Annotated in this window: 14 protein-coding genes, 1 pseudogene and 1 riboswitch; of the genes and pseudogenes, 2 read left to right on the top strand and 13 right to left on the bottom strand. The window is 60.3% G+C overall.

Features of this window, described 5'->3' with window-relative positions; all coding sequences use genetic code 11:
• Positions 1 to 10: 10 nt before the first annotated feature.
• From fbaA to gcvP, 8 genes are all read right to left on the bottom strand, one after another.
• Positions 11 to 1,045 (bottom strand): class II fructose-bisphosphate aldolase, encoded by a 1,035-nt coding sequence (fbaA, locus tag ACUY2T_RS00665; protein WP_448306923.1) that lies wholly within the window; start codon positions 1,043 to 1,045, stop codon positions 11 to 13.
• 146 nt (positions 1,046 to 1,191) lie between these two features.
• Positions 1,192 to 2,454 carry a glycoside hydrolase family 76 protein gene (locus ACUY2T_RS00660; RefSeq protein ID WP_448306921.1) on the bottom strand — a complete coding sequence of 421 codons (1,263 nt, stop codon included), beginning with the start codon at positions 2,452 to 2,454 and terminating at the stop codon, positions 1,192 to 1,194.
• A 323-nt stretch (positions 2,455 to 2,777) separates the two neighbouring features.
• Positions 2,778 to 3,461, bottom strand: coding sequence for a TrmH family RNA methyltransferase (locus tag ACUY2T_RS00655; RefSeq protein ID WP_448306919.1), 684 nt, complete (start codon positions 3,459 to 3,461; stop codon positions 2,778 to 2,780).
• An 8-nt stretch (positions 3,462 to 3,469) separates the two neighbouring features.
• The gene (gene pyrE, locus ACUY2T_RS00650; protein WP_448306918.1) at positions 3,470 to 4,012 is read right to left on the bottom strand and encodes an orotate phosphoribosyltransferase; all 543 of its coding nucleotides are present in this window, start codon (positions 4,010 to 4,012) and stop codon (positions 3,470 to 3,472) included.
• Between the two features lie 38 nt (positions 4,013 to 4,050).
• Positions 4,051 to 5,721: a hypothetical protein gene (locus ACUY2T_RS00645; protein ID WP_448306917.1), complete on the bottom strand. Its 1,671-nt coding sequence runs from the start codon at positions 5,719 to 5,721 to the stop codon at positions 4,051 to 4,053.
• A gap of 52 nt (positions 5,722 to 5,773) precedes the next feature.
• Positions 5,774 to 6,157 carry a glycine cleavage system protein GcvH gene (gene gcvH / locus ACUY2T_RS00640; RefSeq protein WP_293790661.1) on the bottom strand — a complete coding sequence of 128 codons (384 nt, stop codon included), beginning with the start codon at positions 6,155 to 6,157 and terminating at the stop codon, positions 5,774 to 5,776.
• 88 nt (positions 6,158 to 6,245) lie between these two features.
• Positions 6,246 to 7,415, bottom strand: coding sequence for a glycine cleavage system aminomethyltransferase GcvT (gcvT, locus tag ACUY2T_RS00635; RefSeq protein ID WP_293790660.1), 1,170 nt, complete (start codon positions 7,413 to 7,415; stop codon positions 6,246 to 6,248).
• Positions 7,416 to 7,467: 52 nt separating this feature from the next.
• Positions 7,468 to 10,407, bottom strand: coding sequence for an aminomethyl-transferring glycine dehydrogenase (gcvP, locus tag ACUY2T_RS00630; protein WP_448306915.1), 2,940 nt, complete (start codon positions 10,405 to 10,407; stop codon positions 7,468 to 7,470).
• Between the two features lie 50 nt (positions 10,408 to 10,457).
• Positions 10,458 to 10,567, bottom strand: a riboswitch (glycine riboswitch).
• A gap of 227 nt (positions 10,568 to 10,794) precedes the next feature.
• Between gcvP and ACUY2T_RS00625 the strand changes: the two genes are divergently transcribed.
• A complete protein-coding gene (locus ACUY2T_RS00625) occupies positions 10,795 to 11,679 on the top strand; it encodes an SDR family oxidoreductase (protein ID WP_448306913.1) in 885 nt (294 codons plus the stop codon).
• A gap of 15 nt (positions 11,680 to 11,694) precedes the next feature.
• On the opposite strand, the gene ACUY2T_RS00620 is transcribed toward ACUY2T_RS00625, so the two are convergent.
• The 4 genes and pseudogenes from ACUY2T_RS00620 to ACUY2T_RS00605 all read right to left on the bottom strand — a co-directional run.
• Positions 11,695 to 12,132, bottom strand: a complete 438-nt coding sequence (locus tag ACUY2T_RS00620) for a hypothetical protein (RefSeq protein ID WP_293790657.1) — start codon at positions 12,130 to 12,132, stop codon at positions 11,695 to 11,697.
• 36 nt (positions 12,133 to 12,168) lie between these two features.
• Positions 12,169 to 12,756 carry a PTS sugar transporter subunit IIA gene (locus tag ACUY2T_RS00615; protein WP_448306911.1) on the bottom strand — a complete coding sequence of 196 codons (588 nt, stop codon included), beginning with the start codon at positions 12,754 to 12,756 and terminating at the stop codon, positions 12,169 to 12,171.
• Positions 12,757 to 12,767: 11 nt separating this feature from the next.
• Entirely contained in the window at positions 12,768 to 13,655 is an 888-nt protein-coding gene (locus tag ACUY2T_RS00610) for a sulfurtransferase (protein ID WP_448306909.1), read from the bottom strand.
• 93 nt (positions 13,656 to 13,748) lie between these two features.
• Positions 13,749 to 14,922: pseudogene (locus tag ACUY2T_RS00605) on the bottom strand (sodium/glutamate symporter); the annotation flags it as partial.
• Positions 14,923 to 15,145: 223 nt separating this feature from the next.
• On the opposite strand from ACUY2T_RS00605, the gene ACUY2T_RS00600 reads away from it, so the two are divergent.
• The gene (locus ACUY2T_RS00600) at positions 15,146 to 15,508 is read left to right on the top strand and encodes a DUF4333 domain-containing protein (RefSeq protein ID WP_448306907.1); all 363 of its coding nucleotides are present in this window, start codon (positions 15,146 to 15,148) and stop codon (positions 15,506 to 15,508) included.
• A gap of 15 nt (positions 15,509 to 15,523) precedes the next feature.
• On the opposite strand, the gene exaC is transcribed toward ACUY2T_RS00600, so the two are convergent.
• On the bottom strand, positions 15,524 to 17,044 hold the full coding sequence (gene exaC, locus ACUY2T_RS00595) for an acetaldehyde dehydrogenase ExaC (RefSeq protein ID WP_448306905.1): 1,521 nt from the start codon (positions 17,042 to 17,044) through the stop codon (positions 15,524 to 15,526).
• Positions 17,045 to 17,170: the final 126 nt, after the last annotated feature.

Here is a 17,170-nt window from a genome sequence, read left to right as displayed (position 1 = left end):
CCAGCGACGCTTACTTTGCGACGGAGGTGCCGGCAGAGTGCAGGTCGTTGCAGGCCTCAACAACGCGGACGGACATCGCTTCCTCAGCCTTCTTCAGGTAGGAGCGCGGATCGTACACCTTCTTGTTTCCGACCTCGCCGTCGATCTTCAGCACACCGTCGAAGTTGGTGTACATGTGGCGCGCAACCGGGTTGGTGAACGCGTACTGGGTATCCGTATCAACGTTCATCTTGATAACGCCGTAGCGCAGCGCCTCTTCGATCTTCTCCTTCTCGGAGCCGGAGCCACCGTGGAAGACGAAGTCGAACGGCTTGTCGCCCTCGGACAGACCCAGCTTCTTCACGGCAGCCTTCTGGCCCATGTCCAGAACCTCCGGACGCAGCTTCACATTGCCCGGCTTGTACACGCCGTGGACGTTGCCGAAGGTAGCGGCCAGCAGGTAACGGCCGTTCTCGCCGGTACCCAGAGCATCGACAGTCTTCAGGAAGTCCTCTTCGGTGGTGTACAGGTTGGCACCAGCCTTGGCCTCCACGCCGTCCTCTTCGCCACCCACGACGCCGATCTCAACTTCGAGGATGATCTTAGCCTTCTGCGCATCCGCCAGTAGCCCCTTGGCGATCTCCAGGTTCTCGTCGATCGGAATAGCGGAACCGTCCCACATGTGGGACTGGAACAGCGGGTTCTCGCCTGCCTCCACGCGCTTGCGGGAGATCTCCATCAGCGGGCGCACGTACTCGTCCAGAACTTCCTTCTGGCAGTGGTCAGTGTGCAGAGCAACGTTCACGCCGTAGTGCTTCGCAGCCTGGTGTGCGAAAGCCGCCAGAGCCTCCGCACCAGCAACCATGTTCTTCACGGCCAGGCCAGAACCGAACTGGGCGCCGCCGGTGGAGAATTGGATAATGCCGTCGGACTCCGCATCCGCAAAGCCCTTCAGAGCAGCATTGATGGTCTCGGAAGAGGTGCAGTTGATGGCGGGGTATGCGAAGCCGTTCTCTTTCGCATTATCCAGCATGTCGCGGTAGGCGTCGGGGGTTGCAATAGGCATTTCGATGCTCCTTCAAATCCTTGACTAAGGCAGGTTGGTCTCCGCCAACAATTATGCCGACAAATTCCACACCGTGCAGTCGCCTCCGGTGAATACTCCCCCTACTCCCCCGGAAGATTCGCTTGGATAGCCTTCGGACTTGCCTGCTAGCCCGCCTGGATCGTGCGTACTACCGCTTCCATGAGCATCCAGCCGGAAAGCTGCACCGAGAGGTCCCTTTCTGCAATGTCAGAGCTCGATACTGCCCCGGCAATTGTCGCCCCGACCAAGCCGCCGGACTGTGGCATGGTCGCATCCGTTCCCCAATCTGCGGAGAACACCGGCAGGCCATCGACCTCTAGCCGGTAACGCCACACCTTTTCGGCTGTGGCCAATACAATCCGTCGGGCTATGGCGACAGATTCGGCGCCGTGCCGACCTGGCGTCGGAACGCACTCAACAACAAGAGAAAGATAACGCGCAAGAATGCCATTAAATAGGCCGCCGTCCCCGCCCGCCGTGCGCACGTTAATGGCACCGTCGCGGTCGGTCAGGTGCGTTTCGATTGCGCGGAGGAGGCCATGGATGCGGGTGATTTCTTTGACGCCCACTTCTGAGACTTCTTCATCTCCAACCCCGGCGGCGCGTCTGCGCGCACGGGCGAGCTCCACGAGCGCGCCCAGAGTGACACCCTGGCAATAAGGGTGCACCGCTGTGACGGGTTCTGGGCCGGCCATCCGCATGTGGATACCGTCCATGACCAGGCCGTCTTCGTTGATGAGGCTGTCGAAGGTCCAGTCGACGAGCCGTTCCGCGGTGTCGATGTCTCCATTGCGGGCGGCCAGAATGGCGGCGGGGCCGTTGGTGGGGACGTTGTAGAAGGTCTCATTTGTGCGCCACGGCAGCACGCCGGTGAGGCTGTCCACCCCCTCGAAGATGTTCTCCATCAGGGGCTCTAGGTCGCGCGGGATGCCGAGTTTTTCCTGGATTTTGGGGGTATCTGGCACCCGCTGCAGGGCCAGCGCGAGCCACGCCTTGTCATCGTAATAGTGGTTGGCGGTCAGGCGGCTGATGTTGCGGAGCCGCATGGCGCGGATGTGGCGCTGAATGGCGCGGATCCGCGAGCTGGTGGGGCGGCGGAGAGCAGCATCGATGACGTTGTCGATGTAATGGGCTTGCCACCAGTAGTGCCAACGGACGAACATGCGGTCGCGGGTGGTCGGTGGCCAGGCGATGACGCCCAGCGTGGTCCGCGGGATACCCCAGAGCCGGCTGGCGTGGCGCTCGTTAATCGCCTGGTAGGCCAGGTCTGCGCGGTGATCCCAGAGTTCCAAGAGCTGCTGCTTGGGATCGGCTGCGGCTGCAGTTTCCTTGTCACCAGCGGCAGCCTTGACGTCGCTTTTCTCTCGCTTGTCTGGAAGTTTGAACACTTCTGCACACCTCACTAGGTTGTCGCACTTCTGCTGTTCCGCCGTAGTGCCCCGGCTTCCACTGCAGACCAGTCTATCTACAGGCTCTCCGCTGCTGCATGCTGCTGTCTACTGCTGCATGCCCGCAATCCCTGCTTCCCAGCCCTCATCACAGCCTCTTCACAGAGGAAAATGTCGCTAGAACGGGAATGCGTTAAAGACAATCTCTTTCAACTACACAAACATGCAGGTCACGGCGCTAACGCTTTGTGCCAACCAGCCTGCACAACCAGCAGATTCCCGATTCAACGACATCCCCCCCCAAGACGGCCAAATGGCCCCAGCTACCAGGCCTTATCCAGGTCCGCATGCTGGCGGATCCATGTATGCATCGCAATCCCCGCCGCCACACCGGCATTAATGGACCGCGTCGAGCCGAACTGTGCAATCGACACCGTCATGCGGGCAGCGTCCTGCGCCTCCTGGGAAACACCCGGCCCCTCTTGGCCAAACAGCAGCAGGCAGCGCTCCGGCAGTTCCGCAGTTTCCAGCGGAACGCACCCCGGGGTGTTATCCACTGCCACCACAGTTAGCCCCTCCCGGGCAGCGAACTCCAACACATCCGCAACCGTCGCATGATGTTGTAAGTGCTGGTAGCGGTCGGTGACCATCGCTCCGCGCCTGTTCCAGCGCCGCCGCCCGACGATATGCACGGTATCCACCGCAAACGCATTGGCGGTGCGCACAACCGTGCCAATATTCGAGTCGTTTTCGAAGTTCTCGATGGCGATATGCAGCGCGTGCCGCCGCGTATCAATGTCCTCAATGATCGCGGACTGCCGCCAATAGCGGTATGCGTCAACCACGTTGCGTGTGTCCCCGGTATCCAGCAGTTCGGGGTCGAAGCGCGGATCCGTCGGACGGGGCTGGTCGGGATACTCATCTTCCCAGCGGCATACGCCACGGGGATGCTCCAGCCACTCCGTCGGTCCGGGCTTATCGTGTGCTTCGGGTGAAGTGGGCGTCATAGAAAAAACTAAGCAAGCCCCAGGTCGGACAGACCCAGCAGCGAGCGGTACTCAACACCCTCGGCCTCAATAACATCCTTGGCACCCGTCGCGCGATCCACAACGGTGGCCACGCCTACAACAGTCGCGCCGGCCTCGCGAGCTGCGGCAACTGCTGTCAGCGGCGAATTACCGGTAGTCGTCGTGTCCTCGACGACGAGCACTCGCTTGCCTTCAATGTCCGGCCCCTCGATACGGCGCTGCATGCCGTGCTTCTTAGCCTCCTTGCGCACGACAAAAGCGTCGATGGATTCCCCATCTGCGTGCATGATCGCCGTCGCCACCGGGTCCGCGCCAAGAGTTAGTCCGCCGACGTGCGCGTAATCCCAGTCTGCAGTCAGTTCACGCAGCAGCTCTCCGATCAGTGGAGACGCCTCGTGGTGCAAGGTAGCGCGACGCAGGTCAACGTAGTAGTCGGCCTCCTTGCCGGAGGAAAGCGTTACACGCCCGTGTACGACCGCCAGCTCTTTCACGAGTTCAGCAAGGCGCTGCTTCTTAGCTTCATCAATCATTGCGGTTTCTCCTTTTGGTTGCTGCTGGTTACTGCTGGTCACTGCTGGTCGTCTTCGACGATCTCGCCGTCGACGGTTTCGTACTCGATCGGTTCGATAGGTTCGGGGCGGGCGTGGCGTGCTTCTGGCGCCCGATGACGCCCCCTGCTCCGCCGCCGTTGCGTCACAGGAGACAAACGCACTGCAGTGGACTTAGTCTCCTCGACTTCCGCGAACTCATCGAAGTCCTCAAGCTCATCAAAAATTGTGGCTTCTTCCGCATCATCGCGGATGACCCGCGCGTATTGAGAAAAGTGGGAGCTCATGTGCTCCGGATCTTCGCCCAGTCGCGGGATGCCTCCATCGCGGCGGCGCCGGCGCCCTGCGTGTGGGTCGTCATCCGCATCTGCGTCGTCATAGTCGCCAACGGCGAAGCTTTCGAAGCTCTCCGTATCCCCGCCTTCCCAACGCGCATGAGTTCGGGAGGGGAACGCCACCGGCTCAGCGGGGCGAGTGATGTCGGGGCGTTCTGGGTTCGGCACCTCGGAGTGCGCGGCGGTCGTGTCGGCTTCCTCGCCTTCAGCAGCGCCCTCGCCCGCACTGCTTGTATTGCCATCGGGAACGGCCCGCAGGTGCGCGCGACGAGAGGAGGTCTCTGCCGCCTGCTCCTCAATCGCTTCCTGGTTCACCGGATCGGTGGTGTGCACTTGCAGTGGCCCGCCGGGCAGTGGTCGCAGCTGATCGGCCACGAACATTTCCAACGGGGCACTGGTATGTGCCGGGGGTAGCACCATCGCGGCATCCACCAGCGAGCGCAGCTGTGGGAAGATCGCCTGCCACACGTGGAAATCTAGTTTCCGGGAGACCCGCACTACCGTCCAATTCTGCCCCCATGCCACATCCGTCGCTACCTGCGAAAGTGTGGCCAGAGCATCCTCCACGCGGGCATCCAGCATGCGGTCGAGCGCGCGGACGTCGGTGGTGTAAGCCGCGAATGGCGGCTGATCCAGCAAGTCGGTTCGCCGCATGCCCGCAGGTTGCGCTCCCCCTGCTGAATAAAGCACCTGAACTGGTGATTCTTCCACTCGCCGCATAGCCATCAACGTGGAAGAACCGAGGTCACCGATATGCACCTGGTGCCCGTCGATAAACCCGCTCACAACCTCTCGCAAGGTTGGCACCCCGCGCTGGTGGTCGCCGGTGATGGTGACGGGCCAGTCCCGCGCAACCTCACTGTCTTCCTTTGTGTATTCGAAGCCGTTGTCGGCTGCCCATTGACGACGCCGCCTGCGGGGAAAACCGAAAGCCGCCATCGCTGGCGCGGGAGCGGACGAGCGCGCGGGAACAGGTTCCTTTTCAGGCGTTTCCTCTTCCCCAGACCAGTCGTCAAACTGGGGGCCATCCCACGCCTCAGACCACTCTTCACCGTCTGGGTTGTCGGTGCTGTCTACAGCGTCCCCGTAATCCGGGTCGTCCTCCCAGTACTCGTCTTCCGGGTAATCCCCGTCGTACCCGTAATCCTCAAAGTCCGAGTATTCCTCGTAGTCCTCGTACTCCTCGTTTTCCAAGCCCTTTTCCAAGCCCTCTGGGTCTTCGGTGTGTACTGCACCTTCTGCGGCCTGCTCTACGCCAGAGCCTGCGCCCTCGGCCTTTTTTGCGCGCAGCAATAACCACACGGCGAGGCCCAATAAGGCCAAGCCGAGGAGTAACGCGAAGATGGAACCGCCCATAGAGACTGTGAGGAAAGCTGAGGAGTTGGAGTACTGAGTACTAAGAGCTGACTTACTCGTTAGCCGCCTGGTAAGCCTCAGCGTCCATCAGATCACCGGACTCGGTGACCTTTACCTCGTACAGCCAACCCTCGCCGTAGGGATCCTCGTTGATCAGGCCAGCGTTATCCTCCAGCTCCTCGTTGATAGCTACAACCTCGCCGGAAACGGGAGCGTAAATATCAGATACGGACTTGGTGGACTCGACCTCACCGAAAGCCTCGCCAGCCTCAACCTCGGTGCCGACTTCAGGTAGTTCAACGAAAACGATGTCGCCCAGTGCCTCAGCGGCGATGTGGGTGATACCCACGCGCACGGTCTCGCCCTCCACAACGGCGGAGGTGTTAACCCACTCGTGCTCCTCGGAGTACAGGAAATCAGTTGGCAGTGCAGTCATTGTTTTTAGCCTCTCTTTTTCAAACTTTTGCGGTTATTTGTGGTTATCTGCCCAAACCATACACCAGCGGACAGACAACCCTTTTTCGTTACTTTTCCCGGGAGTAGAACGGCAGCGCCACAACCTTGTATTCGAAGCGCTTACCGCGAATATCTACCTCAACAGTTGCACCCTCGGCAGCCGCACCGGAATTCACAGCAGCCTTCGAGACATACGCCATAGCCACCGGGTGTCCCAGCGTCGGCGACAGCGCGCCGGAGGTCACGGAACCAATCGTGGTCTCGCCTTCCGCTGCGTACACCTCGTATCCCTCGCGGGCAGCGCGGCGGCCTTCGCCCACCAAACCGATCAGGGTCTGCTGGGTGCCCTTGTCCTTAGCGGAAACGATGGCGTCGCGACCAACGAAAGAATCCTTGGACTTCGTCGCAGCAAGAATACCCAGCCCTGCATCAACCGGCGTCAGCTTCAGCGACAGCTCGTGGCCGTACAGAGGCATGCCCGCCTCCAAGCGCAGAGTGTCGCGGCACGCCAGGCCGCATGGCAGGCCGCCCAGCTGCGCGGCCACGTCCATAGCCTTCGTCCACACAGCCTCCGCGCCATCGTTGTCCACGATCAGCTCAAAGCCGTCCTCGCCTGTGTAGCCAGTGCGCGCAACCAGTACCGGCTGGCCTGCGGCAATCCCCTGGAATGCCGCGTAGTAGCCCAGCCCCTCGATGGCCTCTGCCACGGTCTCGCCCGCACCGGATGCTTCAGGAGCCTCTACCACGTTGTCTACGATTTCCAGCATCGCCTGCGCGGCCTTCGGCCCCTGTACGGCGACCATAGAGGTCTTCTCCGACTCGTTTTCAACCTCTACATCGAAACCTTCGGTACGGCTCTGAAGTGCGGAAACTACGTTATCCACATTGCCTGCATTCGGCACGATCAGGAACTCATTATCCCCCAGGCGGTAAGTAATCAGATCGTCGATAATGCCACCGGATTCGGTGCAGATCATCGAGTACTTCGCCTTGCCGATCTTCACCGCGGACAGCTTGGAGATTAGCGCGTGATCCAGGTACTCCGCCGCCTGCGGTCCAGTCACGCGTACCTCGCCCATGTGGGAAAGATCGAATACGCCCACGGACTTACGCACTGCGTGGTGCTCATCAAGTTCGCTGCTGTACTTCAGCGGCATATCCCAACCGCCGAAATCGGTGAAGCGAGCGTCCAGCTTCTTGTGTACTTGGTACAGCGCTGTCTTCTTCAGTTCGGTCATATCTTGTTCTCCTTCTTCTCGTTTTTATGACGCCCCTAGGCCCCAACGATCCTTAGTCTTCGTTAATTGCGAAGTCTTCCAAGGGCGGGCAGGTGCACACGAGATTGCGGTCGCCATAAGCATTGTCGATACGACGCACGGGCGTGAAGTACTTGGTGTGCCGCAGGCTGGCCACTGGGTATGCGGCCTTAGCGCGGCTGAAGTGTCCACCGGATACAGCTTCCTCGAAGTCGTCCCGCACAACAGAATAAGCGGTAAACGGCGCATGGCGCAGAACGGACTGCTCGGCGGTCACCTTTCCGTCGATGATCTCCTGGATCTCGTCGTAAATGGTGACCATGGCCTCGATGAAGCGGTCCAGCTCCTCCTTATCCTCCGACTCGGTGGGCTCCACCATCAGGGTGCCGGCCACGGGGAAGGCCAAGGTCGGTGCGTGGAATCCGAAGTCCATCAGACGCTTGGAGACATCCTCCGCGGTAATGCCGGAGGCCTTCGTCAGCTCGCGCAGATCCAGGATGCATTCGTGGGCGACCAGGCCGGTATCGCCCTTGTACAGCGTCGGGTAGTACTCCTCCAGCTTTCGGGAAACGTAGTTAGCGTTGACCAGCGCCATGCGGGAAGCCTCGGTCAGTCCCTCGTCACCCATCAGAGCAATGTAGGACCAGGTGATCGGCAGCACGCCTGCGGAACCGTACAGGGCACCCGAAACCGGCTGACCAGTTTGCAGGGCGGCATCCCCGTCCAGGACGTCGGCGTTCGGGTCGGCGGGCAGGAACGGAATCAGGTGCTCCGCTACACAGACCGGGCCAACGCCCGGGCCACCGCCGCCGTGCGGGATGGTGAAGGTCTTGTGCAGGTTCAGGTGGGATACGTCGCCGCCGAACTCGCCCGGCTGGGCCAGACCCACTAGGGCGTTCAAGTTGGCACCATCGACGTACACCTGGCCGCCAGCTTCGTGGACCTTCTGGCACACGTCGCGCACCTGCTCCTCGAACACACCGTGGGTGGAGGGGTAGGTCAGCATGATGGCGGCGGTCTGCTCGCCATACTTCTCCAGCTTGGCCTCCAGATCCGGGACGTCGATAGAGCCGTCCTCGGCGTTCTTCACAGCAACCACCTTCAGGCCCGCCAGGGCTGCGGAGGCGGCGTTCGTGCCGTGTGCGGAAGCCGGGATCAACACAATGTCACGCTGGTCGTCGCCACGGGACTGGTGGTAGCGGTGGATAGCCAACAGACCTGCGAACTCACCCTGGGAGCCCGCGTTAGGCTGAACGGAAACCTTGGCGTAACCAGTGATCTTCGCCAGGCGCTCTTCCAGATCCTCGATCAGCTCAATCCAGCCCTGTGCCTGCTCCGTCGGAACCTGCGGGTGAATGCCCGCAAAGCCCGGCCAGGTGATGGGCTCCATCGAGACCGCTGCGTTCAGCTTCATGGTGCAAGAGCCCAGCGGGATCATGGTGCGATCCAGCGCCAGGTCGCGATCGGCGAGCTTGCGCATGTAGCGCATCATCTGAGTCTCGGAGTCAATGGAGGTGAAAATCGGGTGGGTCAGGATCTCCTCGTCAGCCGCGCGCAGCACGCCGGCCTGCCCCAGTGGCCCGGCGGTAACGTCGAAGCCCGCGGAGGTGACGTCGCCGGTGCGGGAACCCAGCACCTCGATCAGCTTGGCAATGTCCTCATCCGTGGTGGACTCGCCCACCGAGATGCCGACAAAGGAATCATTGACCTGGCGCAGGTTGTAGCCTGCCTCTGCTGCGGCGCGCAGAGCCGTGGGGGCGTCGCCCAGAGAGGAACCAGACACATCAACGGTGACAGTGTCAAAGAAGGTATCGTGCGCCAAGGTCAGGCCAGCCTCGGACAGGCCAAGTGCCAGGGCGGTCGCACGAGCGTGGATGCCCTCCGCGATTGCGCGCAAGCCAGCCGGGCCGTGCCAGACCGCGTAGAAACCGGCGACGACAGCCAGCAGAGCCTGGGCGGTACAGATGTTACTGGTGGCCTTATCACGGCGAATGTGCTGCTCGCGGGTTTGCAGAGCTAGACGATAAGCCGGGGTGCCCTCAGCGTCCACGGATACACCCACAATGCGGCCCGGCAGCTTGCGCTGCAGGTTCTCGGTGCAGGAGATGAAGCCTGCGTGGGGGCCACCGAAGAACAGCGGCACGCCGAAACGCTGAGCCGAACCGACGGCGATATCTGCACCCTGGGAGCCAGGAGTGGAAAGCAGTACCTGAGCCAGTAGGTCGCAGGCGACCGTTACCAAGGCCCCGGCGGCCTTTGCTGCACCAATCACACCGGACAAGTCGCGCACGCGCCCCGTGGAGCCGGGGTTAGAGAGCACGACGCCTACGAGGTTTTCGTAATCCTCGAAAGAGACATCATCAGCCAGATCTGCTACCTCCACCGGAATGCCCGCAGCCTCGGCACGAGCCAGGGTGACGGTGATGGACTGCTGGTGCAGGGCAGAGTCCAGCAGCACCACGCCGCCCTTCTTAAAGGCCTTTGCGTTGCCGCGTGCCATCAACTGCACGGCCTCAGCCACGGCAGTGGCTTCATCCAGCAGGGAGGCACCGGCGACCGGCAGGCAGGTCAGATCCTGCACCATCGTTTGGAAGTTCAGCAGAGCTTCCAGGCGACCCTGGGAAATCTCCGGCTGGTACGGGGTGTAGGCGGTGTACCAGCCCGGGTTCTCCACCACGTTGCGGCGGATAACGGCCGGGGTGATTGTGTCGTAGTAGCCATTTCCGATCAGCTGCTGCTTCTGCACGTTCTTATCGGCGAATGCACGCAGGGCGGCGAGGGTATCAGTCTCGTCCAAGGGCTCCGGCAGACCGATCGGGCCGGCCTGGCGGATGGGCTTCGGCAGGGCATCATCGGCCAGCGCGGCGGTGGATTCATAGCCCAGGTAGTCCAGGATCTCCTTGGTATCAGCCTGGTTCGGGCCGATATGACGCTGAACGAAGGGGGCAGAGTTACGGCGAGTAGCAGTAGACATTGCTTTTTCAGGGACTTTCCGGTCGTAAGTGCACGGTCGTAAAAAGGAGCCCTCCCCACTCTGTCGCTTGTACCTGAGAGCTTCACCCGGGCAACCCGGCTTTTCTCCTTCGGCGCCCGCGTGCACACGACTGCGCGCAGGTCTTTCCAGAGTTGCCTCACTGCGACGGTTCTTGGGGCCTGAGAGTGTCCCGGGGAGGAATTGCTCCGTCGGCGGCCGACGCGGTTCAAGCGCCGAGCCTCTCCCACCACAGCTAAAAGCGGCAAAAACATATGCAGTTTTCCCCCACATCATAGCGGGCGTGGGTCGGATCACTAAAGAATCCCAGCAATGGGGAAAATCTCATTCTGGCTCCGTACCCCCGCTTGAACCGCCAAAATGTTACGCATGACAAAACTTTCTAGCTTCCTCCCCCACGCTCTTCCCGCCATTAACGGCGGAGTCGCAATCGTCACTGGCGCTTCCTCGGGCATTGGACGCGCCACCGTCGCCGCCCTCGCAGAGCTTAAATCCAGAGCTGCCACAACCTCCACGACCACTTACGCCCCAACCCACATCATCGGTACCAGTCGCAACCCCGACACCATCACTGCCCCTGTCGATGGGGTCGATTACCTCCCCCTCGACCTGGCCGACCCTGCCAGCATCGACGAGTTCACCTCTTCTGCCCTGAGCTACGGCCCACCCACTGTGCTCGTCAACAACGCTGGCGAAAGCCAATCCGGCCCCTTTGAAGAGCTCCCCTATGATGCCCTGCACCGTCTATTTGAGATCAACGTGCTGGGACAAGTGGGCGTCACCCAGAAAATCCTGCCGGAAATGCGACGTAACGGAGCAGGGCGCATCGTGATGGTCGGCTCGATGCTGGGCTCATTTCCATTGGCCTACCGCAGCAGCTATGTCGCGTCGAAAGCCGCCATCAAAGGCTTTGCTTTCGCCGCCCGGCGCGAAGTCAGGCCATTTGGCGTGGGCATTTCTGTGGTCGAGCCCGGGTCGATCAACACGGGGCTTTCCACGCGGCGCACCAAGTACGTGGATCTTAATGGCCCCTTCGGTGCCGAGTTCTCCACCATGCTAAAGAACCTGGATAACAACGAAGCCAATGGCATTTCGGCGGAGCGCGTAGCCATGGAAATTCTCAAGCCCATCACCACGCCTCGCCCTCAGCCGCTGTATGCGACGGGGTCGATGGCGCCGGTAGTTTTCCCTCTTTCCCGCGTGCTGCCGACAGCGGCTATGCATTGGCTCATTAATCGCAAGCACGGGCTTTAAGGCTTCTAAGCTGCGCTAGGTTCTAAAGCTGGTGTCCCAGACGTCCTCGACCGGCTCCTCCTCCCAGCCAAAGAACTCATCGTCGAAATCGCGACCGCGACGAGTAGACCAGTCATCCCAGGGTGCGGCGAACAACGCCAAAATGCCCGCTCCCACAATTCCCGTGATCATCAGCGCCCCGGCCAACGTGATCAACCAAATGGTCGAGTGGAGATAGAAGACGAACATCAGCAGCAGCGTTCCAATCAGCCCGACGGTCGCCAGCACAATGTATAAGCGATTCACAGGGTGCCGTCGGTGCCCATAGCTATTGCGCATGGTGGCCAGAAGCGGCCATACCTGCACCCCAATCAGCACAACAAAGAAAACACCGGCGATCTTCTGAACCTGTTGCGGGGTGAAGATATCCACCGCACCGGACAGCGCTAGGAGCATCCCCAGCGTCGCGACCATGCTCAGAAATTTACGTACCATCGCCCACGGACACCCCTACACCCAAAACAGGTTGTCGCCGCCCATCACGGGCTCGCCCGACATCACGTCTATCTTTATTTCCGACGCCCCCATCTGCAGCCCCAACACCATCACTACCGGGTCGAATCCCATCCGGCCCAGCTCCCGGGGAGTGTAAGTGCATAGGGGTGTTCCCTGTCGTACTATGTCGCCTTCCTGGACATGTACGTCGAAGCCTTGCCCACCAAGGCGACCGGTATCCACGCCGAGCTGCATAAAGATGCATGGCTGGTCGGCCAGCATTTCCGCATGGCGGCCGTCTACGGCATGGGTACCAGAATCCGGGCGGAGGGCGGCTGGCAATGACTGGGCTTGAATGACATACATGTTCGGCGCCACGCGCTTCATCATTCCGCCAATGGGTGCGAGCGCTTGTACAACCTCCACGCCTGCGTCGGGGATTACGGCTATACCTGCGCCGATCGTGCCAGTGGCCAGCACGGGGTCAGGAACGGAATTGAGGCTAACGGCAGTCCCCGCCAGCGGGGTCACAACGGGATACTGAACTGGCAGCTCCTGTTGCAGGCCAGGCCTACGGGGATCCTGTGCGAAACGGGGATCCATACCTCCAGAGTCTAACCGCGTGCGATGGGTCGCGAGGAGGAAGCGGACCATTGAGACCAACCTCCTACGAAGTTTTTAGCCCCTGGCAGTCCCGCGTACTCCATTGCGGCAATAAACAGCGAGGAGTGCAGCCCGGATCCGGAGTAAACACACACGTCCTCACCACTGGTCACACCATGGTTGGCAAGGATCTGCCGGATCTCCTCCGGGGATCGCACCTTGCCGCTGGCGCTGCTGTCGCGCTCGCTACGGTTCTGGAATAGTTCCTTAACCGGAATGTTGATGGCTCCCGGAATGCGACCGGCCTGGTGGTCGAAGCGTTCCTTCTTGCCAGTGAAGCGAGAATTCTCGCGCGCATCCACCAGGATGTGATTCTCGCGCCACTCATTCACCTCGTCGAGTTCAAGGGTGGGCATGCTACCCGCACGAACCTCAGTGGTACCGCGGCCGCGCAATGCACCGATTCCACCTGCGACGTCTCCGCCCGCCGCCTCCCACGCGCCTGTGCCGCCGTCGAGGATGCGGACGTTCTGCACACCTGCCCAACGGAAAACGAACCAGGCGCGAGCTGCATAGAGGTTGGCGCCGGCGTCATAAATGTATACAGGGCGACCATCCGTAATACCCCAATCGTTAAAGCTCTTCTGCAGCTCCTCGGGGGCGGGCAAAGGGTTACGGCCGACATGGCGGGAAGGGATGGAGGCCAGGTGCACCAGGGGGTTACAGAACATGGCGCCGGGAATGTGCTGGCCTACATAGGCCTCCCAGGCGCTGTTTTCGGTGCGCGCCCAGTGCGAGTCGATCACGGTCATACGCTCGCCCCGTTTGAATGCTTCTAGCATTTCCTCGCCGGTGACGAAGGGGCTAGCGGGCGGCTGTTGGGCAATAGGGTTGCTCATAGTTGCCAAGTCTAGAACTCCGCGTGCGCCGATGTTGCATACGTGTGGCTACAGTGGCGCTCCGTTACTCCGGTGCCCTATTGTTTATGCGCCTTACTCTTGTGCCACTGCGGCAGTTTTGCCGGGACGCCTTCCTGTTCTTTCCGGGAACCAACCTCGCACCGCCGCAAATCCGATGATCGCAATCGCTGCCACCGTCGCAATCCCCCCCAATACCCCAAGCGAGTCCGGCTATCACGGCTATGGGCGCCACAATATTCATGCCGATTTCGAAGGGAGCGAAGCCGACGTAGGCAATGCCATATTCGTTCATGGTGCCGGACTTCAGATCCGGGTCCACGATCTTTAGCAGTGCAATACCTGTAGCCACTGCCGCGGTTGCCCAACCCCAACCAAAGATGCCGCGTTCGAGCCACTGATCGCCGAAGAACATTGGAGCAAAAACGAAGAAGAACAGGCAGCAGTAGGCAATGCCCAGCACGAACAAAATCAGCAGGGGCACCAGGTAGTTAGCCACTGCGTCCGGCTTAATTGAGGCAATACCGAAGGCGATCATAAAGTCCGTCGACGCTCCGGAAATGGACTTCACGGTTTGCTGGTCCAGGTACTTCGGGCGTCGAATCACATGGAGGAAGACCTTGCCTCCGATACCGACCACGAAGGCCAGGGCAAACAGCGGTACGGAAACATCCGGGAAGAAGTGCCCGATGATCTGCTGACCGATGTAGGCAAACATGACGGTCACTGCAATGAAGCCCGCATGCAGGGCGAGCGGCTCGATCGAGGATGGGTTTGTGGTGGCTCGGCCGATCGAGGGCTGTTTTTCCTCGTCCTCAATGTGACCCGAACGCAGTTCCCATGGCAGTTTCTCCGGCAACGTGGATGTGCGACCTGTTCGGATGCCCCAGTTCGCGAAGATGATTCCACCAATGATGGCGGCCAGTGTGCCGACGGTGGCGGAGGTAAAGCCCAAGGACATGGCGGCGTCCGCACCATGATCCCCAAACGCGCCACCGACGGCCGCAGCAGTTCCGAATCCACCTACGAAGCCGACGGGCAGCATCATGCCGAACCACTCCGGGGTGTCGAAGATGGGACCGAAGATGAAGATGCCGAGCAGGATGAATAGACCCCACTGGCCGAGGAACATAGAGGTGGAAAATCCCCACATGTTCTTCGCTTTCGACGCATCGTTGGACGCGAAGGTCATGCTGTACGGCATCGAGGCGAACACCACGGCAATTAATAGTGTGGAATAATCGCCGAGGGCTCCCTCTTCACTGTTTCTCTTCTCTTCAACGTTGTTGGAAGTCTATCGCACCTTCTTATCGACGCCCGCACATCCACCTCGCTCGTACGCCAGACAACAGGCTGAGAGTTCGGTAAGTTCAGACTGTGCTTTTCTTTGTGATCAGAGGAACAATTCGCCGATGCATGGCATTTCACACCACGAGCCACTAACTGTCGAGAAGAGAAGGAGATCCCTCCCCATGACCATCGCTCACGCTCCCGCCCGCTCCACCAACTTGGCCAAACGCATCAGCGCTGCTCTCCTTGCTGGCACGTTGGCTATCACCGGCCTTAGCGCCTGCTCCTTCAACTACAGCTTTGGAGGGGAAGACAAGGTAGCCAAGGAGGACGTTGAGAAAGAGATCTCTAAGCTCGTAAAGGACAAAGCCGGAAAGGCCCCCGAGAGCACCGAATGCCCCGATGGGCTTAAGGCCGAAGAAGGCGCCAAGTTGGAATGCAAGTTCACTTACTCCGGCGCCACCTACTCGGTAGACGTCACCGCTACCTCCGTCGAGGGCAAAGAGGTCAATTACGACATTCAAGTCGCCGACCAGCCGGACTAAATCTAGTCAGAAGCACTAGAACAGCCCAGAAGGCTCGTCCGAATAAGACCACAGCAGGTTCTTGATCTGCTGGTAGTGCGCGAGCATCATCAGGTGAGTCTCGCGCCCCAGACCGGACTTCTTATAACCACCGAAAGCCGCGTGAGCTGGGTAATTGTGGTAGTTATTCACCCACACTCGGCCCGATTGAATCGCGCGACCAGCCTTGTAGGCAGTCGTTCCATTACGCGACCACACACCTGCACCCAGACCGTATTCTGTGTCGTTGGCGATATGCATAGCCTCGTCAAAGTCCTTGAACGTGGTGACGGCCAGCACGGGCCCAAAAATCTCCTCTTGGAAAAGGCGCATGTCATTGGTGCCCTTGAAGATGGTGGGTTCGATATAAAAGCCACCGCTGCGACCCGAGATCTCATTAATGCCGCCACCGCATAGCACCTGCGCGCCTTCTTCGGGGCCGGCCTGCAGGTATCCAGTGATCTTATCCATTTGCTCCTGGGAAGCCTGCGCGCCCATCATCACATCCGTGTCCAGGGGATTTCCGACATTGATGGACTTCACTCGCTCAATGGCCAGTTCCAGGAACTCTTCGGCAATATCCTCCTGCACCAGCGCGCGGGACGGGCAGGTGCAAATCTCGCCCTGGTTGAGTGCGAACATAGCCAGGCCTTCCACGCACTTAGCGCGGAACTTGTCGTCGCGATCCATGATGTCGCTAAAGAACACTGACGGGGACTTCCCGCCGAGTTCCAGGGTGACCGGGATGAGCTTTTCCGCCACGGCCTTGTTGATGATTTTGCCGACTTCCGTGGAGCCGGTGAACGCGATCTTGTCAATGCGGTCGGAAGCAGTCAGCGCGGCGCCTGCTTCAGTGCCCAGCCCGTTGACGATGTTCAGCACACCCTCCGGGATAATGTCCTGGATAAGCTCCGCGAACAGCAGGATGCTGGCGGGGGTCTGCTCGGCGGGCTTCAGCACGATGGCATTGCCGGCAGCCAGAGCTGGGGAGAGCTTCCACGCCGCCATCAACAGCGGGAAGTTCCACGGGATGATCTGCCCCACCACACCCAGCGGCTCGTTGAAGTGGTAGGCGATGAGGTCTTCGCTGATCTGAGATGTGCGATCTTCCTGGGCGCGGAGGGCGCCGGCATAGTAGCGGAAGTGGTCAACAGCCAACGGAAGATCAGCTGCGAGAGTTTCGCGCACCGCCTTACCGTTGTCCCAGGTCTCGGCGACGGCCATCATCTCCAGGTTCTCTTCAAGACGATCAGCAATCTTCAGCAGCACGGCGGCGCGATCCTGCACAGAGGTCGCGCCCCAACTGGGCTGAGCTTTTTCTGCGGCGTCAATGGCCTTCTCGATGTCAGCTGTCTTCGAGCGTGGAACCTGGCAGAACACCTCACCATTGATGGGCGTCACGTTGTCCATATATTCGCCATCGACGGGTGGTACCCACTGGCCACCGATGAAGTTGTCGTAGCGCTCCTTGAAGTTGACGAGGCTTCCTTCGGTGCCGGGATCAGCATAGACGGTCATGAGCGTGCTCCTTGCGGTAACGAGATTGAATATTGAAACTGCAAAAGCTCCACCCCAAATACTCGGAGTGGGAAACTTTTGTCAGCCAATATAGTGACGCTCGCCACTTTTCACGACCATGCTGTT

This window comes from Corynebacterium sp. 22-2729, assembly GCF_053479475.1.
This window is presented reverse-complemented; position numbering and strand designations above follow the sequence as displayed.

Bases quoted from the DNA above. Each gene is read 5' to 3' on its own strand.
- ACUY2T_RS00620 (WP_293790657.1), bottom strand. From the start codon at position 12,132: ATGGTCGCGACGCTGGGGATGCTCCTAGCGCTGTCCGGTGCGGTGGAT.
- gcvT (WP_293790660.1), bottom strand. From the start codon at position 7,415: ATGACCGAACTGAAGAAGACAGCGCTGTACCAAGTACACAAGAAGCTG.
- ACUY2T_RS00625 (WP_448306913.1), top strand. From the start codon at position 10,795: ATGACAAAACTTTCTAGCTTCCTCCCCCACGCTCTTCCCGCCATTAAC.
- gcvP (WP_448306915.1), bottom strand. From the start codon at position 10,407: ATGTCTACTGCTACTCGCCGTAACTCTGCCCCCTTCGTTCAGCGTCAT.
- fbaA (WP_448306923.1), bottom strand. From the start codon at position 1,045: ATGCCTATTGCAACCCCCGACGCCTACCGCGACATGCTGGATAATGCG.
- exaC (WP_448306905.1), bottom strand. From the start codon at position 17,044: ATGACCGTCTATGCTGATCCCGGCACCGAAGGAAGCCTCGTCAACTTC.
- pyrE (WP_448306918.1), bottom strand. From the start codon at position 4,012: ATGATTGATGAAGCTAAGAAGCAGCGCCTTGCTGAACTCGTGAAAGAG.
- ACUY2T_RS00615 (WP_448306911.1), bottom strand. From the start codon at position 12,756: ATGGATCCCCGTTTCGCACAGGATCCCCGTAGGCCTGGCCTGCAACAG.
- ACUY2T_RS00600 (WP_448306907.1), top strand. From the start codon at position 15,146: ATGACCATCGCTCACGCTCCCGCCCGCTCCACCAACTTGGCCAAACGC.
- ACUY2T_RS00645 (WP_448306917.1), bottom strand. From the start codon at position 5,721: ATGGGCGGTTCCATCTTCGCGTTACTCCTCGGCTTGGCCTTATTGGGC.
- ACUY2T_RS00655 (WP_448306919.1), bottom strand. From the start codon at position 3,461: ATGACGCCCACTTCACCCGAAGCACACGATAAGCCCGGACCGACGGAG.
- gcvH (WP_293790661.1), bottom strand. From the start codon at position 6,157: ATGACTGCACTGCCAACTGATTTCCTGTACTCCGAGGAGCACGAGTGG.
- ACUY2T_RS00610 (WP_448306909.1), bottom strand. From the start codon at position 13,655: ATGAGCAACCCTATTGCCCAACAGCCGCCCGCTAGCCCCTTCGTCACC.